Annotated in this window: 32 protein-coding genes; 29 read left to right on the forward strand and 3 right to left on the reverse strand. The window is 55.4% G+C overall.

Going from position 1 to position 18241, the window contains the following annotated elements:
- Positions 1-96, forward strand: a 96-nt coding sequence (locus AC2FJC_RS18785) for an EF-Tu C-terminal domain-related protein (protein ID WP_480636862.1), incomplete at its 5' end; no start/stop codon positions are given.
- A gap of 190 nt (positions 97-286) precedes the next feature.
- On the opposite strand, the gene AC2FJC_RS18790 is transcribed toward AC2FJC_RS18785, so the two are convergent.
- Positions 287-478: a hypothetical protein gene (locus tag AC2FJC_RS18790; RefSeq protein WP_496740775.1), complete on the reverse strand. Its 192-nt coding sequence runs from the start codon at positions 476-478 to the stop codon at positions 287-289.
- Positions 479-903: 425 nt separating this feature from the next.
- Here AC2FJC_RS18790 and rpsJ point away from each other — a divergent pair, with 425 nt between their 5' ends.
- From rpsJ to AC2FJC_RS18825, 7 genes are all read left to right on the forward strand, one after another.
- Positions 904-1218, forward strand: a complete 315-nt coding sequence (gene rpsJ, locus AC2FJC_RS18795; protein WP_008756422.1) for a 30S ribosomal protein S10 — start codon at positions 904-906, stop codon at positions 1216-1218.
- Between the two features lie 18 nt (positions 1219-1236).
- Positions 1237-1962: a 50S ribosomal protein L3 gene (gene rplC, locus AC2FJC_RS18800; protein ID WP_058272361.1), complete on the forward strand. Its 726-nt coding sequence runs from the start codon at positions 1237-1239 to the stop codon at positions 1960-1962.
- Positions 1959-2576: a 50S ribosomal protein L4 gene (gene rplD / locus AC2FJC_RS18805; RefSeq protein ID WP_050605826.1), complete on the forward strand. Its 618-nt coding sequence runs from the start codon at positions 1959-1961 to the stop codon at positions 2574-2576. The genes rplC and rplD overlap by 4 nt, the downstream gene beginning before the upstream one ends.
- Positions 2573-2869, forward strand: a complete 297-nt coding sequence (locus AC2FJC_RS18810) for a 50S ribosomal protein L23 (RefSeq protein ID WP_058272362.1) — start codon at positions 2573-2575, stop codon at positions 2867-2869. The genes rplD and AC2FJC_RS18810 overlap by 4 nt, the downstream gene beginning before the upstream one ends.
- 132 nt (positions 2870-3001) lie before the next feature.
- Positions 3002-4012: an aldose epimerase family protein gene (locus AC2FJC_RS18815; RefSeq protein WP_496740777.1), complete on the forward strand. Its 1011-nt coding sequence runs from the start codon at positions 3002-3004 to the stop codon at positions 4010-4012.
- Positions 4013-4284: 272 nt separating this feature from the next.
- Positions 4285-5319 carry a fatty acid desaturase gene (locus tag AC2FJC_RS18820; RefSeq protein ID WP_496740779.1) on the forward strand — a complete coding sequence of 345 codons (1035 nt, stop codon included), beginning with the start codon at positions 4285-4287 and terminating at the stop codon, positions 5317-5319.
- A gap of 243 nt (positions 5320-5562) precedes the next feature.
- The gene (locus AC2FJC_RS18825) at positions 5563-5739 is read left to right on the forward strand and encodes a hypothetical protein (RefSeq protein WP_050605905.1); all 177 of its coding nucleotides are present in this window, start codon (positions 5563-5565) and stop codon (positions 5737-5739) included.
- A 189-nt stretch (positions 5740-5928) separates the two neighbouring features.
- Here the strand turns inward: AC2FJC_RS18825 and AC2FJC_RS18830 are convergent, their stop codons facing one another.
- Entirely contained in the window at positions 5929-7068 is a 1140-nt protein-coding gene (locus AC2FJC_RS18830) for an MBL fold metallo-hydrolase (protein WP_282153869.1), read from the reverse strand.
- A gap of 146 nt (positions 7069-7214) precedes the next feature.
- On the opposite strand from AC2FJC_RS18830, the gene AC2FJC_RS18835 reads away from it, so the two are divergent.
- The 21 genes from AC2FJC_RS18835 (at position 7215) to rpmD (ending at position 17652) form a co-directional block, all read left to right on the forward strand.
- Positions 7215-7787: a TetR/AcrR family transcriptional regulator gene (locus tag AC2FJC_RS18835; RefSeq protein WP_496737488.1), complete on the forward strand. Its 573-nt coding sequence runs from the start codon at positions 7215-7217 to the stop codon at positions 7785-7787.
- A gap of 266 nt (positions 7788-8053) precedes the next feature.
- A complete protein-coding gene (rplB, locus tag AC2FJC_RS18840; RefSeq protein ID WP_008757664.1) occupies positions 8054-8896 on the forward strand; it encodes a 50S ribosomal protein L2 in 843 nt (280 codons plus the stop codon).
- A 3-nt stretch (positions 8897-8899) separates the two neighbouring features.
- Entirely contained in the window at positions 8900-9178 is a 279-nt protein-coding gene (gene rpsS, locus AC2FJC_RS18845; protein ID WP_010437056.1) for a 30S ribosomal protein S19, read from the forward strand.
- A 3-nt stretch (positions 9179-9181) separates the two neighbouring features.
- Positions 9182-9562 (forward strand): 50S ribosomal protein L22, encoded by a 381-nt coding sequence (gene rplV, locus AC2FJC_RS18850; RefSeq protein WP_039538267.1) that lies wholly within the window; start codon positions 9182-9184, stop codon positions 9560-9562.
- A complete protein-coding gene (gene rpsC / locus AC2FJC_RS18855; RefSeq protein ID WP_058272367.1) occupies positions 9562-10272 on the forward strand; it encodes a 30S ribosomal protein S3 in 711 nt (236 codons plus the stop codon). The genes rplV and rpsC overlap by 1 nt, the downstream gene beginning before the upstream one ends.
- A gap of 12 nt (positions 10273-10284) precedes the next feature.
- On the forward strand, positions 10285-10698 hold the full coding sequence (gene rplP / locus AC2FJC_RS18860) for a 50S ribosomal protein L16 (RefSeq protein WP_058272368.1): 414 nt from the start codon (positions 10285-10287) through the stop codon (positions 10696-10698).
- Between the two features lie 162 nt (positions 10699-10860).
- Positions 10861-11409, forward strand: coding sequence for an amino acid synthesis family protein (locus tag AC2FJC_RS18865; RefSeq protein ID WP_496740781.1), 549 nt, complete (start codon positions 10861-10863; stop codon positions 11407-11409).
- A gap of 49 nt (positions 11410-11458) precedes the next feature.
- Complete coding sequence (locus AC2FJC_RS18870) at positions 11459-12079, forward strand: 2OG-Fe(II) oxygenase family protein (RefSeq protein WP_058272454.1); 621 nt, start codon at positions 11459-11461, stop codon at positions 12077-12079.
- A gap of 257 nt (positions 12080-12336) precedes the next feature.
- Positions 12337-12543 carry a cold-shock protein gene (locus AC2FJC_RS18875; protein WP_010437077.1) on the forward strand — a complete coding sequence of 69 codons (207 nt, stop codon included), beginning with the start codon at positions 12337-12339 and terminating at the stop codon, positions 12541-12543.
- 199 nt (positions 12544-12742) lie between these two features.
- Entirely contained in the window at positions 12743-13168 is a 426-nt protein-coding gene (locus tag AC2FJC_RS18880; RefSeq protein ID WP_298937828.1) for an ester cyclase, read from the forward strand.
- A 196-nt stretch (positions 13169-13364) separates the two neighbouring features.
- Positions 13365-13571: a 50S ribosomal protein L29 gene (rpmC, locus tag AC2FJC_RS18885; RefSeq protein ID WP_037311745.1), complete on the forward strand. Its 207-nt coding sequence runs from the start codon at positions 13365-13367 to the stop codon at positions 13569-13571.
- Between the two features lie 4 nt (positions 13572-13575).
- Positions 13576-13806, forward strand: coding sequence for a 30S ribosomal protein S17 (gene rpsQ, locus AC2FJC_RS18890; protein ID WP_058272371.1), 231 nt, complete (start codon positions 13576-13578; stop codon positions 13804-13806).
- A 76-nt stretch (positions 13807-13882) separates the two neighbouring features.
- Positions 13883-14251: a 50S ribosomal protein L14 gene (gene rplN, locus AC2FJC_RS18895; protein WP_008757934.1), complete on the forward strand. Its 369-nt coding sequence runs from the start codon at positions 13883-13885 to the stop codon at positions 14249-14251.
- A gap of 2 nt (positions 14252-14253) precedes the next feature.
- Positions 14254-14565, forward strand: a complete 312-nt coding sequence (rplX, locus tag AC2FJC_RS18900; protein WP_058272372.1) for a 50S ribosomal protein L24 — start codon at positions 14254-14256, stop codon at positions 14563-14565.
- Positions 14558-15118: a 50S ribosomal protein L5 gene (rplE, locus tag AC2FJC_RS18905; RefSeq protein WP_472724504.1), complete on the forward strand. Its 561-nt coding sequence runs from the start codon at positions 14558-14560 to the stop codon at positions 15116-15118. The genes rplX and rplE overlap by 8 nt, the downstream gene beginning before the upstream one ends.
- Positions 15119-15137: 19 nt before the next feature.
- Entirely contained in the window at positions 15138-15443 is a 306-nt protein-coding gene (rpsN, locus tag AC2FJC_RS18910; protein ID WP_010437098.1) for a 30S ribosomal protein S14, read from the forward strand.
- Positions 15444-15456: 13 nt separating this feature from the next.
- Positions 15457-15849: a 30S ribosomal protein S8 gene (gene rpsH / locus AC2FJC_RS18915; protein ID WP_008757119.1), complete on the forward strand. Its 393-nt coding sequence runs from the start codon at positions 15457-15459 to the stop codon at positions 15847-15849.
- A 12-nt stretch (positions 15850-15861) separates the two neighbouring features.
- Positions 15862-16395 (forward strand): 50S ribosomal protein L6, encoded by a 534-nt coding sequence (gene rplF, locus AC2FJC_RS18920; protein ID WP_058272374.1) that lies wholly within the window; start codon positions 15862-15864, stop codon positions 16393-16395.
- An 11-nt stretch (positions 16396-16406) separates the two neighbouring features.
- Complete coding sequence (rplR, locus tag AC2FJC_RS18925) at positions 16407-16766, forward strand: 50S ribosomal protein L18 (protein ID WP_010437103.1); 360 nt, start codon at positions 16407-16409, stop codon at positions 16764-16766.
- Between the two features lie 115 nt (positions 16767-16881).
- A complete protein-coding gene (rpsE, locus tag AC2FJC_RS18930) occupies positions 16882-17451 on the forward strand; it encodes a 30S ribosomal protein S5 (protein WP_058272455.1) in 570 nt (189 codons plus the stop codon).
- A 12-nt stretch (positions 17452-17463) separates the two neighbouring features.
- Positions 17464-17652 (forward strand): 50S ribosomal protein L30, encoded by a 189-nt coding sequence (gene rpmD, locus AC2FJC_RS18935; protein WP_008757946.1) that lies wholly within the window; start codon positions 17464-17466, stop codon positions 17650-17652.
- A gap of 101 nt (positions 17653-17753) precedes the next feature.
- Here rpmD and AC2FJC_RS18940 read toward each other — a convergent pair whose 3' ends face one another.
- Positions 17754-18185 carry a MarR family winged helix-turn-helix transcriptional regulator gene (locus AC2FJC_RS18940; RefSeq protein WP_496740783.1) on the reverse strand — a complete coding sequence of 144 codons (432 nt, stop codon included), beginning with the start codon at positions 18183-18185 and terminating at the stop codon, positions 17754-17756.
- Between the last annotated feature and the right edge of the window lie 56 nt (positions 18186-18241).

Here is an 18241-nt window from a genome sequence, read left to right on the forward strand (position 1 = left end):
ATCGCACCGATCGCGATGGAAAACGGCCTGCGTTTCGCCATCCGCGAAGGCGGCCGCACCGTCGGCGCCGGCGTCGTCTCGAAAATCATCGAGTAAGGCGGCTTTGCGAACTGGTGGGCGGCAGTTGCTCTGAAAGAGCAATGAGAGCCCACACCATCGAACGAAAGAAGGCCGTCCCAATCCGGGGCGGCCTTCTTTGTTCATTTCGAGCTGCTATGCGCTAATTTCTCGACGGCAACGCTTCAAAGGACGTTTGGGCGTTATTAGTAGAAAAACACCTTGAGGCTCATTTTTTGAAACCGCTTTTGTTTTTTGTTCCATCAACCGGCACGTACCGTTGTCCGGGTTTGGGAGTTGGAGGCAAAGGATTTCCTTTTGTTGTAGTTCGTTCTTGTCCTGTCTTTCCACCGCGTGGACCGACTATTTCGACCTGACCAGAACCAGGGGCTTTTTGGCCAGGTCTTAGCGTTTTGCTCATTACTCTGTTTCCTTTTTGTTCGTGGGTGTAAGTCAAGTATGTGAGATATTTTAATAATCAATTTAGACAATGTAAAAAAACTAGAAAAAATTCCCTCTTACGAGTTGTGTTAGGTGAGTGATTGATTGGAATCTTTTGTTGTCTGTGGAATTTGAGCTTCTCGCTCATTGAAGTTCCATCGAGATCCAAATGAGAAAGATGAGGCTTCCAAGGTTTGCAGTCTCTTCGAGAGGTGTTCTAGGTTGATTTCTCAAACGAGAGTTGCAGAGAAAACCCCTTGCCAAACCCCTTACACCCCTGTAGATCGCGCGAGTTCTCTACAAGAACATCGAGGCGGGGTGATTCCCGCCTTTTGGGTTCGAAGAGGGTTGGCGATGCGCGCTTGTCCTCCTCTCAACCTCAACGCCTGATAAAAGGCTGTTATTATGCAAAGCCAAAACATCCGTATTCGGCTGAAGGCATTTGACTATCGCGTTCTGGATGCCAGCACGCAAGAGATCGTCAACACTGCCAAGCGGACCGGCGCGAACGTGCGCGGCCCGATCCCGCTGCCGAACAAGATTGAGAAGTTCACGGTTCTCCGTGGCCCTCACGTTGACAAGAAATCCCGCGACCAGTTCGAGATCCGCACGCACAAGCGTCTGCTCGACATCGTTGATCCGACCCCCCAGACCGTTGACGCGCTGATGAAGCTCGACCTCGCCGCTGGTGTGGACGTCGAGATCAAGTTGCAGTCGTAAGATCGGAGGGTATAGATTATGCGCTCTGGTATTATCGCAAAAAAAGTAGGCATGACCCGCCTGTTCATGGAAGACGGCAAGCAGATCCCTGTAACCGTTCTTCACCTGGACGGCCTGCAGGTCGTTGCACAGCGGACCGCTGACAAAGACGGCTACACTGCCGTTCAGCTGGGCGCTGGTGCTGCCAAGGCAAAACGCACCTCGAAGGCCATGCGCGGTCACTATGCCGCTGCAAAGGTCGAGCCCAAGCGTAAGCTGGCCGAGTTCCGCGTCTCTGAAGATGGCCTGATCGAAGTGGGTGCCGAGATTTCGGCAGAACACTTCCTGGAAGGTCAGAAAGTTGACGTTTCGGGCACCTCGATCGGTAAAGGCTTTGCCGGTGCAATGAAGCGCCACAACTTCGGTGGTCTTCGCGCCTCGCACGGTGTTTCGATCAGCCACCGTTCGCACGGTTCAACTGGCCAGTGTCAGGATCCGGGCAAGGTTTTCAAAGGCAAAAAGATGGCCGGTCACATGGGTGCTGCCCGTGTAACCACCCAGAACCTGGAAGTCGTCAAAACCGACGCCGACCGTGGTCTGGTCTTCATCAAAGGCGCCGTTCCCGGACCGAAATCGGGCTGGGTTACCGTCAAGGACGCCGTCAAGAAGAAAGCACCGGAAGGCCTGCCTTTCCCGGCAGCCGTAAAAGGTGCTGCAACTGAAGCACCTGCGGAAGAAGCTCCCGCGGAAGGTGGTGAAGCATGAAACTTGATGTAATCAAACTGGACGGCGGCAAAGCCGGCAACATCGAGCTGGACGCCGATCTGTTCGGCCTTGAGCCGCGCGCGGACATCCTGCACCGTGTGGTCCGTTGGCAGCGCAACAACGCGCAGGCTGGCACCCACAAGGTCAAGACCCGCTCGGAAGTGTCCTACTCGACCAAGAAGATCTATCGCCAAAAAGGCACCGGTGGCGCACGCCACGGCGCTCGCTCGGCACCGATCTTCCGGGGTGGTGGCGTCTACAAGGGTCCGGTCGTGCGTTCGCATGGTCATGACCTGCCGAAGAAGTTCCGTAAACTCGGTCTGCGCCATGCGCTGTCTGCCAAAATGGCAGCTGGTGAACTGGTTGTGATCGAAAACGCCGAAGCCGAAGGCAAGACCGCTGCACTGGCCAAACAGGTTGCAAACCTGGGCTGGAAACGCGCTCTGGTCATCGACGGGGCGACCGTGAACGAAGGTTTCCTGAAGGCGTCGCGCAACATCGAAGGTCTGGATATCCTGCCATCGATGGGTGCAAACGTTTATGACATCCTCAAGCGTGACACTCTGGTGCTCACCAAAGCGGCTGTCGAAGCACTGGAGGCTCGTCTGAAATGAGCGCGAAGGCAGAACACTACGACGTGATCCGCAAGCCGATCATCACTGAAAAGTCGACCATGGCGTCTGAAAACGGCGCGATTGTCTTTGAAGTGGCGATCGACAGCAACAAACCGCAGATCAAAGAAGCGGTTGAATCGCTGTTTGGTGTCAAGGTGAAGGCGGTCAACACCACCATCACCAAAGGCAAAGTCAAGCGGTTCCGCGGCCAGTTGGGCAAGCGGAAAGACGTCAAAAAAGCATATGTGACCCTGGAAGAGGGTAACACCATCGACGTAAGCACCGGTCTCTGACCGGAACTGTCTTTGGAGAAAACAAAGGGCCCCTGCTGATGCAGGGGCCTTTTTTGTTGGGCAGCTCTTCTGGCCGCGTTGAACTTGGCCCGGACCTGTGCACAGTGACTTCAAGGCAGTGAGGCGGGTGATATGCAGGCTGAACAGCAGGTTCGCGATTTCGGGAAAACCCGGGATGGTCAGATCGTCAAAAGCATCGATATCGGGCAGGGGGCGCTTTTTGCGCGTATCCTGACCTATGGAGCAACGCTGCAGGATCTGCGTTTGCAGGGTTTTGGGCATCCTCTGATATTGGGGTGGCCAGACATCGCAGGTTATGAAGACAGCACCGCATATTTAGGGGCCTTGGTCGGCCGTTGTGCCAATCGGATCGCGCGCGCGTCATACAGTCTGGATGGTACAAGCCATCAACTGGATCGAAACTACTTGGGCATCCACACATTGCACGGCGGAACGCAAGGTATGGATCGCCTGATCTGGGGAGTTTCCGAAGTCACACCGGGCGCAGTCACTTTGCAGTTGACCCTGCTAGATGGCCATATGGGCTTTGGCGGCGACTTGGAAGTGACCGTGACATTCCGGATTGAGGCAGAGGCCACATTAAGCATCGAAATGGAAGCGCGGACAACGTCGGCAAGCCTCTGCAACCTGACCCCGCATATCTATTTCAACCTCGACGGTGGCGCAGACATCCGCAAGCACGAACTAATGCTGCGCGCAGAACACTACACCCCTGTTGACGGGGACCTCATTCCCACAGGCGAAGCGCTCAGCGTTGCGGGCACGCGCTTTGACCTGCGGTCACCGCGACCTTTGGGCGGTTGGGCATATGACCACAATTTCTGCCTGTCCGATCAGCGAATGCCCTGCCGTACGGTGGCGACGCTGACCGGCTCGTCATCGGGTCTTACGATGCAGCTCGAGACGACCGAGCCGGGTTTGCAGGTCTATTCCGGTGTGTCTTTTGATGAAGGTCCACGCGTTGGCTTGGGTGGCCAGTCCTACGGACCCTATTCCGGCGTTGCGTTAGAACCACAGGTCTGGCCCGATTCAATCAATCAGCAAGGGTTTCCCAGTACGGTACTGCGCAGGGGTCAAACCTATCGCCATGTTTCACGATATGTGTTTCAGAGCGAGGTTTAAGGTCAGGCGGTTCCATGGCCAGTTGGGTCGCCGGAAAAGGGACAAAAAAGCACTTTTGATCTAGGCAGAGGGTTACACCATCGACGCGAGCACCTATCTGTGATCGGATCCATCAATGGATAAGCCTGAGGGCCCCCGCGAAGGCGGAGGTTTTCTTGAGCAACAAAATCAGAGAAAATGAGCGCGACACAATCGCCTCAGCCAGAATTCGCTTGCTATGCCGGAACGGTAGTCTATGCGGTTTCTACAAACGTAAGTGACATGGCAGGCGTATGACAAAACCCTATCTCTCGACCCCGGACAAACCGGATGTGACCGCCGCGCGGGATTGGGTTACGACACTTGCCAAATACCGCGAGCCGAACCAGTGGCGCAGCTCATTTGAGCTGGGTATCAGCATTGTCCCCTTTTTCGTGCTATGGGCGCTGTCCTGGATGTCGCTTTCGGTCAGCTATTGGTTGGCTTTTGCGATTGCCGTTCTCAACGCGGCCTTCCTGCTGCGCCTGTTTGCGATCCAGCATGATTGTGGGCACGGAGCGTTCTTCAAGAACCGGTCGGTCAGCGACTGGGTTGGGCGGGTCATCGGTGTCTTGACCCTGACGCCGTATGACGTCTGGCGCCGCACGCATTCCAACCATCACAACAGCTCGGGCAATTTGGATAAACGCGGAATGGGCGATATCCATACTTTGACAGTCGCCGAGTACCGGTCAAAGACGCCCATGAACCGGTTCTGGTATCGGGTTTATCGCAACCCCATTACACTGTTTGTCCTTGGCCCCGGCTACCTGTTTCTGTTCCAGAACCGCCTCCCGCTGGGTTTGACGGGCAGCGTCAGGTTTTGGGTCAGCGCGATGAGCACCAACCTTGCCATTCTGGCTGCGCTCGTGGCCGTATACTATTTTGGCGGCCTGATGCCGGTGCTGCTGATCTTTCTGCCCTCAACCCTGATTGCCGCGACCGCGGGCGTGTGGCTGTTTTACGTACAACACCAGTTCGAGGATACGCATTGGGACGCTGATAAGGACTGGCAACTGCATGAGGCTGCCTTGCACGGCAGCTCGCATTACATCCTGCCATCCGTGCTGCAGTGGTTCAGCGCCAATATCGGCATTCACCACGTGCACCACCTGTACAGCCGCATCCCGTTCTATCGCCTGACCGAAGTGCTGCGCGACCATGATGAGCTGGCCAACAGCAACAAGATGACCATCCGTGAGAGCCTCGCCAACGCGCGGTTGCACCTGTGGGACGAAAATAACCGCCGTTTGTTGTCCTTCGCTGAGGCGCGTGCGCTGTATGGGTGAGGGGTGTTCCGCTGGGTGGAACACAACGGGAAAGCGTCAAGCAAGCACAGGTGACCCTGGAAGAGGGTAACACCATCCACGTGCCCACCGGCCTCCGATCACAACTGCCTTGGAAAAAGATGAAAGCCCCCACGCAAGCGGGGGTCTTTTGCTATTTGAATGTCTGTTCTGAACCTGCTCTGTCAGATTAGCTCTGTGAAGCTGCCGTTGCTTCGAGTGCACAGAGCAGATAGGCATACATGTATGAAACATGTCCCCAAAGAAACAACAGATGAGGCCCTTATTCAGGAGTTCCTGGATAAAGGAGGCAAAGTCAGCGTCGGCAAGACCAAACCCGCGCCTGCAGAGCTGGGTTTGAGCAAGAATGTCTGGAACGCCAAACTGACCAAAGAAGAGAAGGCCGCGCGCGACAAGAAGTGATTGTGCGAGGCCGGTTGGGCAAGCGGAAAGACTTCAAATAGATATGTGCCCCTCGAAGAGGGGAGCACACATCGACGTGTCCAGCGGTCTCAGGTCGATTCGTTTTGGGAGCGACAAAGGCCCCAGCGCTAGCAGGGGCCTTACTTTGTGAGGATTGGTACCAAGCTGTTTTTGGCACGCTGATCGTGTTTAGTAGAGGTCGCCGTCCGAAGCCTGCAGGATGTTGACCACGCCTTCGTCGATCATCTCTTGCAGAACGCTGAGCCGGTCAAAGTCTTCAGGGCTGTTGTAGTTCTGAACATGAACCATGACGATTCCTTTGACGCCGCTGTCATCTTGTAACTTCTTCATGTCGCTGGGGAACATGTGGTAGGCGCCGATGACCTTCACTTTTTCTTCCTCGGAGTCACCGCCCCAAGGTGCGTACTTGATATTCTTGCGGGTAATGCCCTCGATAAATAGCAAGTCAGCATCTTTGGCTGCATTCACCAGGCCTTCCGAGTAGTGCCCGTCACCGCCAAAGACGAGAACACGGCCGTCGGGTTTGGTCGTAAACCTGTAGGCGTGGGTATTCTCTAAAAACCCGTGCGCTGTTGGGAAGGCTTCGACCAGAACATTGTCATCTTCGAAAATCTTACGTCCGTTGACGTCAACATGTGGCCAGACTGGCACCCCAACTGCGGTTGCGCCGTCAAATTTCTGCACTGTCGATCCTTGTGCCATTTCGTTGCGGTCAATTCGCCATGCGTCGTTGATGCTGGCCATCATCTCGTCGACACCGGCGGGGCCGTAAACTTTCTTGTCGACGACGGCCAGGTTCGACCCGAATTTGAACGGATTCAAAATGAAAGACGGCAATCCAACGGTATGATCTTCGTGCAGGTGGGTCAGGAACATGTATTTGATGTTCGGGACGTTCATGATCGTTGCCAGATCCATTGCGTCCTGAGACTGAACCGATTTACCCAGCGCGCGCCACCAGCCTTCTCCAGCGTCAATGAAATAGGGATAGTCGTTTACAATTACCGCCAGAGCCGGGCCATAACGATAGGGGTTGGGATTCGGGTCGCCGCTTCCCATGACCAGAACTTTGGACGGCTTGTCGGTAGGCGAGCGATCTAGTGGCCCTCGGTTCTCAAATATTGGCCAGTTTCCGGGCGAACTGAAGGCCGTCTTCATATTCTTCATTTGCGTGAACGGCACGTTGAGATGGTTCTGCTCTGTTGTTGCAGCACCGGCCGCAAGATTTTCTTCCCAGGTTTGCGCAGTTGCAGTTGCTGCAATGACGCAAGCTGTCGCGAGCGTTGCTGATAAAAGTTTCTTAGGCATCGTACATCCCCCTTGAGGTCTGAAAACCCTATCCATTCGAATATGTATATCGGGTACCTTATGGTATGCTCCATACCTAATAGTCTGTAAAGTACTTTTTGGTATGTATGTCTTGACGGAACGCAATTTTGGCTTAAAAACAAGGCATGCGCGACACTCAAAAATCACCGCCTCTTCCTCGATATGACCGCGAAAGATGGTTAGAAACAGCCCTTAATGTCCTTGCAACTGAGGGAGGTGCGCGGCTGCGAATCGACTCTCTCGTCAAAAACCTTGGCGTGACGAAGGGCAGTTTCTATCACCACTTCAAAAACCGTGATGAGTTTGTTCGGGCGCTGATCGACTACTGGTCCAAGGAGTTTACGGAGTCGGTCATCAACGATGTCAATACGTCCGAGGCTTCACCGTCAGAGCGCCTGTTGTCGTTAACGCAATATGTCGAGTCTGAAGGACTTGATCAATTTGATATCGCTTTCCGATCTTGGGCGGCTCAGGACCCCGTTGTGGCCGAAGCCCTGAAAGAAGTCGATCGCAGGCGATATGAGTTTGTGAAGGGGGTTTTTGAGGCTATTGGATTTGAGGGTGCCGATCTAGAAATGCGGGTCAGGTTGTTTCTTGTATTTGTAAGCGCGCGCCGGTCTGTGTACACGCCCCAAAGCTCGTACGATTCAGCAAGCGAAACACTCCTGAGGCATGAATTTCTCACTAAAAAACGCTAATTGGTATACGAACCAACAAGAGGTTCTAAAGGCGCTCTTTCGATCAGGGAATAAAGGGGGAGTGAGACACATACATAATGTTTTTGATTTCTGTAGACACCCATCCCCAACACTGCTAAATGCACCCAATCTTGCGGCCTCGGATTCGTTCCGGGGCCTATGATATTTGAAACCGGGGACCTTCGGGGCCCTATAACTTTGGCACCTACGGGGGCCTATCACATAGCGGGGAAATCCCCGCACTTGCTAAACGGAAGACAGAAAGCATGGCACTCAAGTCGTACAAGCCGACGACGCCGGGCCAGCGCGGGCTGGTGCTGATCGACCGTTCGGAGCTTTGGAAAGGACGTCCGGTCAAGTCTCTCACTGAGGGTTTGACCAAATCGGGCGGCCGGAACAACACCGGACGGATCACTTCACGCCGCCGCGGCGGTGGCGCAAAGCGTCTCTACCGGATCGTTGACTTCAAACGGAATAAATTTGATGTCGCGGCAACCGTCGAACGGATCGAATATGACCCGAACCGGACCGCATTCATCGCACTGGTAAAATACGAAGACGGCGAGCAGGCATATATCCTGGCTCCGCAGCGTCTGGCTGTTGGTGACAAAGTCGTGGCATCCGCCAAGGCTGACATCAAGCCGGGCAACGCAATGCCGTTCTCAGGCATGCCCATCGGTACCATCGTCCACAACATCGAGATGAAGCCTGGTAAAGGCGGTCAGATCGCACGTGCGGCTGGTACTTACGCTCAGTTCGTTGGTCGCGATGGCGGCTACGCTCAGATCCGTCTGAGCTCGGGCGAGCTGCGCATGGTCCGTCAGGAATGCATGGCCACCGTTGGTGCCGTGTCCAACCCCGACAACTCGAACCAGAACCTCGGTAAAGCCGGTCGTATGCGCCACAAAGGCGTTCGTCCGTCGGTTCGTGGTGTTGCAATGAACCCGATCGATCACCCGCACGGTGGTGGTGAAGGTCGTACCTCGGGTGGCCGTACACCGGTTACACCGTGGGGTAAGGACACCAAGGGTAAGCGTACCCGCAACAAGAACAAAGCGTCCCAGAAGCTGATCATCCGCTCGCGGCACGCCAAGAAGAAGGGACGTTAATCTATGTCTCGCTCTGTTTGGAAGGGTCCTTTCGTCGATGCTTACGTGCTGAAAAAAGCCGAAGCAGCGCGCGAGTCGGGCCGCAACGAAGTCATCAAGATTTGGTCGCGTCGTTCCACCATTCTGCCCCAGTTCGTGGGTCTGACCTTTGGTGTGTACAACGGCCATAAGCATATCCCCGTCAACGTCTCGGAAGACATGATCGGTCAGAAGTTCGGTGAGTATTCGCCAACTCGTACCTATTACGGTCACGCCGCTGACAAAAAAGCGAAGCGGAAGTAAGTCATGGGCAAGGAAAAGAACCCCCGCCGCGTGGCTGAAAACGAAGCAATGGCGAAAACGCGCATGCTTCGCACTAGCCCGCAGAAACTGAACCTGGTTGCGCAAATGATCCGCGGCAAGAAAGTCGAGAAGGCTCTGACCGACCTGACTTTCTCGAACAAGCGTGTCGCGCAGGACGTCAAGAAGTGCCTGCAGTCCGCAATCGCCAACGCCGAGAACAACCACAACCTGGACGTTGACGAGCTGATCGTCGCCGAAGCATGGGTTGGCAAGAACCTGGTCATGAAGCGCGGTCGCCCGCGTGCCCGTGGTCGGTTCGGCAAGATTATGAAGCCGTTCTCGGAGATCACCATCAAGGTGCGTCAAGTTGAGGAGCAAGCCTAATGGGTCATAAAGTAAATCCGATCGGCATGCGCCTGCAGGTGAACCGCACCTGGGACAGCCGCTGGTACGCCGACACCAAGGACTACGGTGATCTTCTGCTGGAAGACCTCAAGATCCGTGAGTTCATCAACAAAGAGTGCAAGCAGGCCGGTATTGCCCGTGTGATCATCGAACGTCCGCACAAGAAGTGCCGCGTTACGATCCACACTGCACGTCCCGGCGTCATCATCGGCAAGAAAGGCGCAGACATTGAAGTTCTGCGCAAAAAGCTTGCTCACATGACCGACAGCGAACTTCACCTGAACATCGTCGAAGTGCGCAAGCCCGAGCTTGACGCGCAGCTGGTTGCCGAGTCCATTGCTCAGCAGCTGGAACGTCGTGTTTCGTTCCGTCGCGCAATGAAGCGCTCGGTTCAGAACGCCATGCGCATGGGCTCTCTGGGTATCCGGGTGAACGTCGCTGGCCGTCTGGGCGGCGCTGAAATCGCACGGACCGAGTGGTACCGCGAAGGCCGTGTGCCTCTGCACACGCTGCGCGCCGACATCGATTACGCACAAGCCGAAGCGATGACCCCCTACGGGATCATCGGGATCAAGGTCTGGATCTTCAAAGGTGAGATCATGGAGCACGATCCGCAGGCACGTGACCGTAAAGCACAGGAACTCCAGGACGGCCCTGCACCTCGTGGTGCTGGTGGCGGTCGTCGCTAAGGAGGGAAAGATATGCTTCAACCAAAGCGTACTAAATTCCGCAAGATGCACAAAGGCCGGATCAAGGGTGAAGCCAAAGGCGGCTCTGATCTGAACTTTGGCACCTATGGTCTGAAAGCTCTTGAGCCTGAGCGTGTAACTGCACGCCAGATCGAAGCTGCACGTCGTGCCATGACGCGTCACATGAAGCGTCAGGGCCGTGTCTGGATCCGCATCTTCCCCGACACTCCGGTCACTGCAAAGCCGATCGAAGTTCGTATGGGTAAAGGTAAAGGTTCGGTCGACCGCTGGGCATGCAAAGTCAAGCCTGGCCGCGTGATGTTCGAGATCGACGGCGTCAATGACGACATCGCCCGTGAGGCCCTGCGCCTGGCCGCGATGAAGCTGCCGATCAAGACCCGCGTAGTGATCCGCGAAGACTGGTAAGCGATTGGGCGAAAGCCCTTCGTAACAAGTTAACCCCCGTCGGGACGCCGGCGGGGGTTTTCTTTTTCGTCAGCCTATTGTGATCCATCCCATCGTTTCGTGAAAGAAGTCGACGATTGTCCATGGCCCCCATAGGCTGACAATTGTGAATGGGAGGGTCATATGTTTCAGCTGCGCAAGAAGGTATTCATCAAAGAGATTATAACCACCGACCAATTGGGGCAACTATGTGCTCCGGTCTGCCGGGTTGCAGCTTTGGCAGTCATACAGAACCCACTCGCCGGTAAATTTTCGGAAGACTTGTCCGAGCTGTTTGAAATAGGTGGTGCGCTCGGCGCTGACCTCGCGGCCGAGGCTGTTTCTCAACTCGACGGTTCTCCGATTTCGTATGGTAAAGCAGCGATTGTTGGCGCGAATGGCGATCTCGAACAAGGCGGCGCACTGATCCACCCGAAACTTGGCGCTCCTATGCGTGCTACAGCGGGTGGGGGCGAAGCTGTCATTCCGTCTAATGCCAAGCTCGGGGCACCGGGATGTTCAATCGATCTGCCGCTTGGGCACAAGGACAACCCGTGGTCCTTTGACCATTTCGATACCATGACTTTGAATATTCCGGATGCGCCGAAACCGGACGAGATCGTCATGTGTCTGGCCTACGCAGATGGCGGACGCCCGATCCCGCGCTGCGGTTCGGGACCGGTCAAAAACTGAAGGCTGGTCGGGGCTGGTCTTGGGTCAGGGCTTGGGCTATGCCCGGCCCATGGCACAGATTGAATCACTCTTCGTTACTCGTCTTTATCGCGCAGCACTTTCCGAATTCGATCCCAAGATCGATCCCGAGGAAATGGAAAACTCTTGTCTTGTCATCGCCGAGGATGATGAGGCCGGGCAGGAATGGTGCGAAGAAAACGGCTATCCCGGCTACACCAGCTATGCCTCGCTGACCGATCTGCCCTGGCGGTTCCCGATCTTTGCCGATCTGGTCAAGGCGTTGGATCAGCATGTGGCAGCCTTTGCCAAGGATCTGGAGTTCGATCTGGGCGAGGGTGAATTAAAGCTCGAAGACCTGTGGATCAACATTCTCCCTGAAGGCGGAATGCACTCCAGCCACCTGCACCCGCACAGCGTGATTTCCGGCACGACCTATGTGGCGATGCCCGAAGGGGCGAGCGCGCTGAAACTGGAGGACCCCCGCTCGGCCCGCATGATGGCGGCACCGACGCGGCTAAAGGGCGGGCGGCGGGATTTGCAGCCGTTCATCTATATGAAGCCGCAGGTGGGGGATGTCCTGCTGTGGGAAAGCTGGCTGCGCCATGAGGTGCCGATGAATATGGCCGAGGATGAGCGGATCAGTGTCAGCTTTAACTATAAGTGGGAGTGAACCCCGGGTCACGACACAGCAATTGTACTAATGTAGCGATTGCGGGACGAATGGGCGACGCCCCCGCCAATCACTTTTCACTTCGAGTTGTCGAAAAACCTTGCAATATGTGTCGTCATGAACCATGTGAGGCACGCTTACGTTTTTCTTTTTCGACCACTGTCTCCCGAATCTTCGGCGTTCAGTCTCTCGATCCAGACCTACAACGCCGCGCTGTCGCAATTCCGCGGACAGCAATTTAATAGGAGACTACGGATATGGCCAATGGCACCGTAAAATGGTTCAACACAACTAAAGGTTTTGGCTTCATCGCACCGGAGACCGGTGGCAAAGACGTGTTTGTACACATCTCTGCTGTTGAGCGCTCGGGTCTGACCGGCCTGGCTGACGACCAGAAAGTAACATTCGACATCGAGCCCGGCCGTGACGGTCGCGAGTCGGCTGTGAACATCGCTCTGGCGTAAGTCACTTAGACTTAGACAGTTGAAGACGCGGTCTCGTGCAAACGAGGCCGCGTTTTTCGTTTCAATTTAGACCTAGCTAGATTTTTGACTGAGTTGCCACACACCTTCGATTGGAATGGTCAGTAACACAATCTGAGAAAATCTGGAGCCAGCTCATATAGTATCTTGTATGCTCCTTGGATCATGGGGGGTGTTTGCTGTGAAAGAAGCTGAACGAGTGGTTCGCCAATTCCACGAGAGTTGGGGTATGCGCGATCCTGATCGCGGAGCCGAGGTAATTGCCGAAGATTGCCAGTTTGAGGATGTTGCTCGTGAAGAAAAACAACTTGGCAAGTTAGCATACAAAGAGGACTACGAGCGCTGGCGACTGGCATTCCCAGATGGAGAATGCATCGTTGACAATGTGATCGTCAGCGATTGCGGTGAATGGGCTATCGTCGAGTTCCACAACACCGGCACTCATACAGGTGTGCTGCATTCAAGCCTTGGTGAATTCGAACCGACCGGAAAGCGATACGAAGTGCGTTATTGCTCGGTGATGCGGGTGAAAGGTGGCATGGTTGTTGAGGGAAGAGACTATTACGACAGCGCCACCATCGCACGACATTTGGGCTTAGTTAAGTAAGCAAGGAATAGCGTGCTTAGAGTAGCTGCTTGTGTCTTCCCAAAGTTTCCCTTGCCACCCACCAGCGACTCCCCTATAGAGCGGCATCTTGCGTTCCCCCGGCCGAGTCGGGGGATTCGTATGTCTATCATTCATCCACCAGGTCAAAGGTGACCCTGTAAGGGGCCTTCTGGTGTTTTGAGCAAAGGAAAAGGCGATGAACGCCCAAGAACTGCGTGACAAGACCCCGGACCAGCTCCGCGAGGAACTGGCCAACCTGAAGAAAGAAAGCTTTAACCTGCGCTTTCAACAGGCAACCGGTCAGCTGGAAAGCACCGCCGGCATCAAAGCGGCCCGCCGCAACGCTGCCCGCGTCAAAACCATTCTGAACGAAAAGGCCGCTGCTGCGGCATCGGAGGAGTAATCCTATGCCCAAGCGTATCCTGTCCGGCACCGTAACCAGCGATGCCAACGCACAAACCGTAACCGTGTCCGTCGAGCGCCGCTTTACGCATCCGGTTCTGAAGAAAACCATCCGTAAGTCCAAGAAATACCGGGCTCACGATGAAAAGAACGCCTTCAAGGTCGGTGACTCTGTTCGCATCATCGAATGCGCGCCGAAATCGAAGACGAAACGTTGGGAAGTTCTGGAAGCGTAAGCTTTCAGGATTTTTCCATTTGTCGAAACCCTGGGGGATCTAACCAGACCAGCCCCCACAGGTCGGGAGAAACCACATGATCCAGATGCAGACCAATCTGGATGTCGCTGACAACTCCGGCGCACGCCGAGTTCAGTGCATCAAGGTCCTGGGTGGTTCCAAGCGTAAATACGCCTCCGTCGGCGACATCATTGTCGTCTCGGTGAAGGAAGCCATCCCGCGCGGCCGCGTAAAGAAAGGTGACGTCCGTAAGGCCGTCGTCGTACGCACCGCCAAAGAAGTCCGTCGCGAAGACGGCACCGCGATCCGTTTTGATCGCAACGCCGCCGTCATCCTGAACAACAACAACGAGCCCGTAGGTACGCGTATCTTTGGCCCGGTTGTTCGTGAACTGCGTGGCAAGAACTTCATGAAAATCATCTCGCTCGCTCCGGAGGTGCTGTAATCATGGCTGCTAAACTCCGCAAAGGCGACAAGGTCGTCGTGCTGGCCGGCAAGGACAAGGGTAAAGAGGGAACTATCACCTCGGTTAACCCATCTGCCGGAAAAGCTGTTGTTGACGGTATCAACATCGCCATCCGTGCCACTCGCCAGACCCAGAACTCTCAGGGTGGTCGTCTGCCTCAGGCAAACCCGATCGAGTTGTCGAACCTGGCTCTGCTGGACAAGAACGGCAAAGCAACTCGCGTTGGCTTCCGCATGGAAGGTGACAAGAAAGTGCGCTTCGCCAAGACCACGGGGGACGTGATCGATGCTTGATACCGCAAACTATACCCCGCGTCTGAAAGCTCAGTACGCTGAAACCATCCGTGCCGCTCTGAAAGAAGAGTTCGGCTACAAGAACGACATGCAGCTGCCCAAGCTGGACAAAATCGTTCTGAACATCGGTTGTGGTGCCGAAGCGGTTAAAGACTCGAAGAAAGCGAAAGCTGCTGTCGAGGATCTGACTGCGATTGCTGGTCAACAGGCTGTTTCCACCAAGGCGAAGAAGTCGATCGCTGGCTTCCGCGTCCGTGAAGACATGCCGCTGGGTGCGAAAGTGACCCTGCGCGGTGACCGGATGTACGAATTCCTGGATCGTCTGATCACCATCGCGATGCCACGTATTCGTGACTTCCGCGGCGTGAAGCCGTCTTTCGATGGTCAGGGCAATTTTGCCATGGGCATGAAAGAGCACATCGTGTTCCCGGAAATCGACTTCGACAAAGTTGACGAAGTCTGGGGCATGGACATCGTAATTGCCACCACAGCGAAAACCGACGCTGAAGCAAAGGCACTGTTGAAAGCTTTCAACATGCCGTTCAACGCGTAAGCGCCGGGAGGATTGAGACATGGCTAAAAAAGCAATGATCGAACGCGAGAAGAAGCGCGAACGCCTGGTGGCCAAATATGCCGCAAAGCGTGCCGAGCTGAAAGAAATCGCGAATGACGAGAGCAAGCCGATGGAAGAGCGCTTCAAAGCGCGTCTGAAACTGGCGAAACTGCCGCGCAACAGCTCGGCTACTCGTCTGCACAACCGCTGTCAGCTGACCGGTCGTCCCCACGCTTACTACCGTAAGCTGAAGGTCAGCCGTATCGCGCTGCGCGAGCTGGGTTCTGCTGGTCAGATCCCCGGCATGGTGAAATCGAGCTGGTAAGGGAGAGAATGATATGAACGATCCTATCGGCGATATGCTCACCCGCATCCGCAACGCGCAAATGCGTGGCAAGTCCACCGTTTCCACCCCGGCTTCCAAGCTGCGTGGTTGGGTTCTGGACGTGCTGGCGGACGAAGGTTACATCCGTGGCTACGAAGCGACGACCGGTGAAAACGGTCATCCGGCCATCGAAATCAGCCTGAAATACTACGAAGGCACCCCTGTCATTCGCGAACTGAAGCGGGTCTCGAAGCCCGGTCGTCGCGTATACATGGGCGTCAATGACATCCCGCAGGTCCGTCAGGGTCTGGGTGTGTCGATTGTCAGCACTCCGAAAGGTGTGATGTCGGACCAGAACGCACGCTCCAACAATGTTGGTGGCGAAGTGCTCTGCACCGTCTTCTAAGGAGGTCTGTCAATGTCTCGTATTGGTAAACGTCCGGTCGAATTGCCCAGCGGCGTAACTGCCTCGGTTTCCGGCCAGACCATCGAAGTCAAAGGCCCGAAAGGCGCCCGCAGCTTCACTGCGACCGACGACGTTACGCTGTCGGTCGAAGATAACGTGGTTCAGATCAACCCTCGCGGTATGTCCAAGCGCGCGCGCCAGCAGTGGGGCATGAGCCGCACAATGGTCGCAAACTTGGTGACCGGTGTGACCGAAGGCTTCAAGAAAGAGCTGGAGATCCAGGGTGTTGGTTACCGGGCTCAGATGCAGGGCAATACCCTGAAATTGAACCTGGGCTACAGCCATGACGTTGATTTCGTTGCTCCGGAAGGTGTCACCATCACCGCGCCGAAGCAGACCGTGATCATTGTGGAAGGTAACGACCAGCAGCAGGTGGGCGAAGTCGCGGCGAAAATCCGTGAATGGCGCCGTCCCGAGCCCTATAAGGGCAAAGGCATCCGCTATAAGGGCGAGTTCATCTTCCGCAAAGAAGGCAAGAAGAAGTAAGGACGCAAACAATGGCAAACAGCAAAAGAACCCTGTTTCTGAAGCGCCGCCTGCGCGTTCGGAACAAACTTCGCAAGGTCAACGCGGGTCGTCCGCGTTTGTCCGTACACCGTTCGAACAAGAACATCTCTGTTCAGTTGATCGACGACGTACGTGGCGTGACCCTGGCCTCGGCCTCAACCCTGGAAAAAGATCTGGGTGTTGTTGGCAAGAACAACGTCGAAGCGGCCACCAAAGTGGGCGCGGCCATCGCCGAGCGTGCCAAGAAGGCAGGCGTCGAAGAGGCCTATTTCGATCGTGGCGGCTTCCTGTTCCACGGCAAAGTGAAGGCTGTCGCCGACGCTGCGCGTGAAGGTGGTCTGAAGATCTAAGACTTGCGGGCGGGTTTCGATCCGCCCCGATGATCCGGGGGCCTTGGCAATGCCGGGGCCCACTTGGATTGAACAAACGACGCCGCAAGCGTCACCAAAGAAAAGGGATGCCAAAATGGCAGAACGTGATAACCGCCGGGGCCGTGGACGTGACCGCGACGAAACTCCGGAATTCGCAGATCGTCTGGTTGCGATCAACCGCGTATCGAAAACCGTAAAAGGTGGTAAGCGCTTTGGCTTCGCCGCTCTGGTGGTCGTAGGCGATCAGAAAGGCCGCGTAGGCTTTGGCAAAGGTAAAGCGAAAGAAGTACCTGAAGCCATCCGCAAAGCGACTGAACAAGCCAAGCGTCAGATGATCCGCGTGCAACTGCGCGAAGGTCGTACCCTGCACCACGACATCGAAGGCCGTCATGGCGCCGGTAAAGTGGTTATGCGCAGCGCACCTGAAGGTACCGGTATCATCGCCGGTGGTCCGATGCGTGCCGTGTTCGAAATGCTGGGCGTGAAGGACGTTGTGTCCAAGTCGCTGGGCTCGCAGAACCCGTACAACATGATCCGCGCCACCATCAACGGCCTGCAGAAAGAGCAGAGCCCGCGTTCGGTTGCCCAGCGTCGTGGCAAAAAGGTTGCTGACATCCTGCCCAAGCGGGACGAAGCACCAGCTGCTGCTGAAGCAGAAGCATAAGGAGAGCGACCCATGGCAAAAACCATCGTCGTCAAGCAAATCGGTTCCCCGATCCGTCGCCCCGCTGAACAGCGCGCAACTCTGATCGGCCTGGGCCTGAACAAGATGCACAAAACCCGCGAGCTTGAGGATACCCCCTCGGTGCGCGGCATGGTCAACAAGATCCCGCATCTGGTTGAGATCATCGAAGAGCGCGGCTAAGCGCCTTGCTTCTAAGAGCTAGAAACGCCTCCGATCAGTTCGGGGGCGTTTTTTTGTCTAAGGGCAGTGTTGACTGTCGCCTCACCCGATGTGGTTTTAGTTCAACTTGTACGTATTCCGCTTATTACCCGCCGCATAAAATCCATGAACTGCGCCCGCTCAGGCTCAGTCAGAACTTGCAAGGCTTGGGAATTCACGTTCTGGGCCGACTCATAGGCGCTGTTTCTAAGCGCGACGGCCTTTTCGGTTAACCAGATCAACTGAGCCCTGGCGTCAGCGGGGTTTTTCGTTCTTTTGATCAAGCCGTCGCGCTCCATACGGTTGAGCGTGTTGGCCAGGGTCGCCTGTTCGACGTCAATCTTGGCCAGCAGATCCTTTTGGGTGACTCCGTCTTTGAGCCAAAGCTCCAGTAAGACTGGGAACTGTCCAACAACGATGCCCAAAGGCGCAATGTGGTGTTGCAGCTCTTTCGCGAACAATCGCGCCATGTGATTGACCAGATATCCGGCCGAGTTCTCTTTTTCGAAATCCATGCTTGAGATTTACACTTGAATAGCAAGCTATGCAATAATATATAGCAAGCTATACA

The sequence above is a fragment of the Ruegeria sp. CDSB117 genome, from assembly GCF_059611005.1.

Coding starts and splice junctions, on each gene's coding strand:
- AC2FJC_RS18790 (WP_496740775.1), bottom strand. CDS start 478: ATGAGCAAAACGCTAAGACCTGGCCAAAAAGCCCCTGGTTCTGGTCAG.
- rpsJ (WP_008756422.1), top strand. CDS start 904: ATGCAAAGCCAAAACATCCGTATTCGGCTGAAGGCATTTGACTATCGC.
- rplC (WP_058272361.1), top strand. CDS start 1,237: ATGCGCTCTGGTATTATCGCAAAAAAAGTAGGCATGACCCGCCTGTTC.
- rplD (WP_050605826.1), top strand. CDS start 1,959: ATGAAACTTGATGTAATCAAACTGGACGGCGGCAAAGCCGGCAACATC.
- AC2FJC_RS18810 (WP_058272362.1), top strand. CDS start 2,573: ATGAGCGCGAAGGCAGAACACTACGACGTGATCCGCAAGCCGATCATC.
- AC2FJC_RS18815 (WP_496740777.1), top strand. CDS start 3,002: ATGCAGGCTGAACAGCAGGTTCGCGATTTCGGGAAAACCCGGGATGGT.
- AC2FJC_RS18820 (WP_496740779.1), top strand. CDS start 4,285: ATGACAAAACCCTATCTCTCGACCCCGGACAAACCGGATGTGACCGCC.
- AC2FJC_RS18825 (WP_050605905.1), top strand. CDS start 5,563: ATGAAACATGTCCCCAAAGAAACAACAGATGAGGCCCTTATTCAGGAG.
- AC2FJC_RS18830 (WP_282153869.1), bottom strand. CDS start 7,068: ATGCCTAAGAAACTTTTATCAGCAACGCTCGCGACAGCTTGCGTCATT.
- AC2FJC_RS18835 (WP_496737488.1), top strand. CDS start 7,215: ATGCGCGACACTCAAAAATCACCGCCTCTTCCTCGATATGACCGCGAA.
- rplB (WP_008757664.1), top strand. CDS start 8,054: ATGGCACTCAAGTCGTACAAGCCGACGACGCCGGGCCAGCGCGGGCTG.
- rpsS (WP_010437056.1), top strand. CDS start 8,900: ATGTCTCGCTCTGTTTGGAAGGGTCCTTTCGTCGATGCTTACGTGCTG.
- rplV (WP_039538267.1), top strand. CDS start 9,182: ATGGGCAAGGAAAAGAACCCCCGCCGCGTGGCTGAAAACGAAGCAATG.
- rpsC (WP_058272367.1), top strand. CDS start 9,562: ATGGGTCATAAAGTAAATCCGATCGGCATGCGCCTGCAGGTGAACCGC.
- rplP (WP_058272368.1), top strand. CDS start 10,285: ATGCTTCAACCAAAGCGTACTAAATTCCGCAAGATGCACAAAGGCCGG.
- AC2FJC_RS18865 (WP_496740781.1), top strand. CDS start 10,861: ATGTTTCAGCTGCGCAAGAAGGTATTCATCAAAGAGATTATAACCACC.
- AC2FJC_RS18870 (WP_058272454.1), top strand. CDS start 11,459: ATGGCACAGATTGAATCACTCTTCGTTACTCGTCTTTATCGCGCAGCA.
- AC2FJC_RS18875 (WP_010437077.1), top strand. CDS start 12,337: ATGGCCAATGGCACCGTAAAATGGTTCAACACAACTAAAGGTTTTGGC.
- rpmC (WP_037311745.1), top strand. CDS start 13,365: ATGAACGCCCAAGAACTGCGTGACAAGACCCCGGACCAGCTCCGCGAG.
- rpsQ (WP_058272371.1), top strand. CDS start 13,576: ATGCCCAAGCGTATCCTGTCCGGCACCGTAACCAGCGATGCCAACGCA.
- rplN (WP_008757934.1), top strand. CDS start 13,883: ATGATCCAGATGCAGACCAATCTGGATGTCGCTGACAACTCCGGCGCA.
- rplX (WP_058272372.1), top strand. CDS start 14,254: ATGGCTGCTAAACTCCGCAAAGGCGACAAGGTCGTCGTGCTGGCCGGC.
- rplE (WP_472724504.1), top strand. CDS start 14,558: ATGCTTGATACCGCAAACTATACCCCGCGTCTGAAAGCTCAGTACGCT.
- rpsN (WP_010437098.1), top strand. CDS start 15,138: ATGGCTAAAAAAGCAATGATCGAACGCGAGAAGAAGCGCGAACGCCTG.
- rpsH (WP_008757119.1), top strand. CDS start 15,457: ATGAACGATCCTATCGGCGATATGCTCACCCGCATCCGCAACGCGCAA.
- rplF (WP_058272374.1), top strand. CDS start 15,862: ATGTCTCGTATTGGTAAACGTCCGGTCGAATTGCCCAGCGGCGTAACT.
- rplR (WP_010437103.1), top strand. CDS start 16,407: ATGGCAAACAGCAAAAGAACCCTGTTTCTGAAGCGCCGCCTGCGCGTT.
- rpsE (WP_058272455.1), top strand. CDS start 16,882: ATGGCAGAACGTGATAACCGCCGGGGCCGTGGACGTGACCGCGACGAA.
- rpmD (WP_008757946.1), top strand. CDS start 17,464: ATGGCAAAAACCATCGTCGTCAAGCAAATCGGTTCCCCGATCCGTCGC.
- AC2FJC_RS18940 (WP_496740783.1), bottom strand. CDS start 18,185: ATGGATTTCGAAAAAGAGAACTCGGCCGGATATCTGGTCAATCACATG.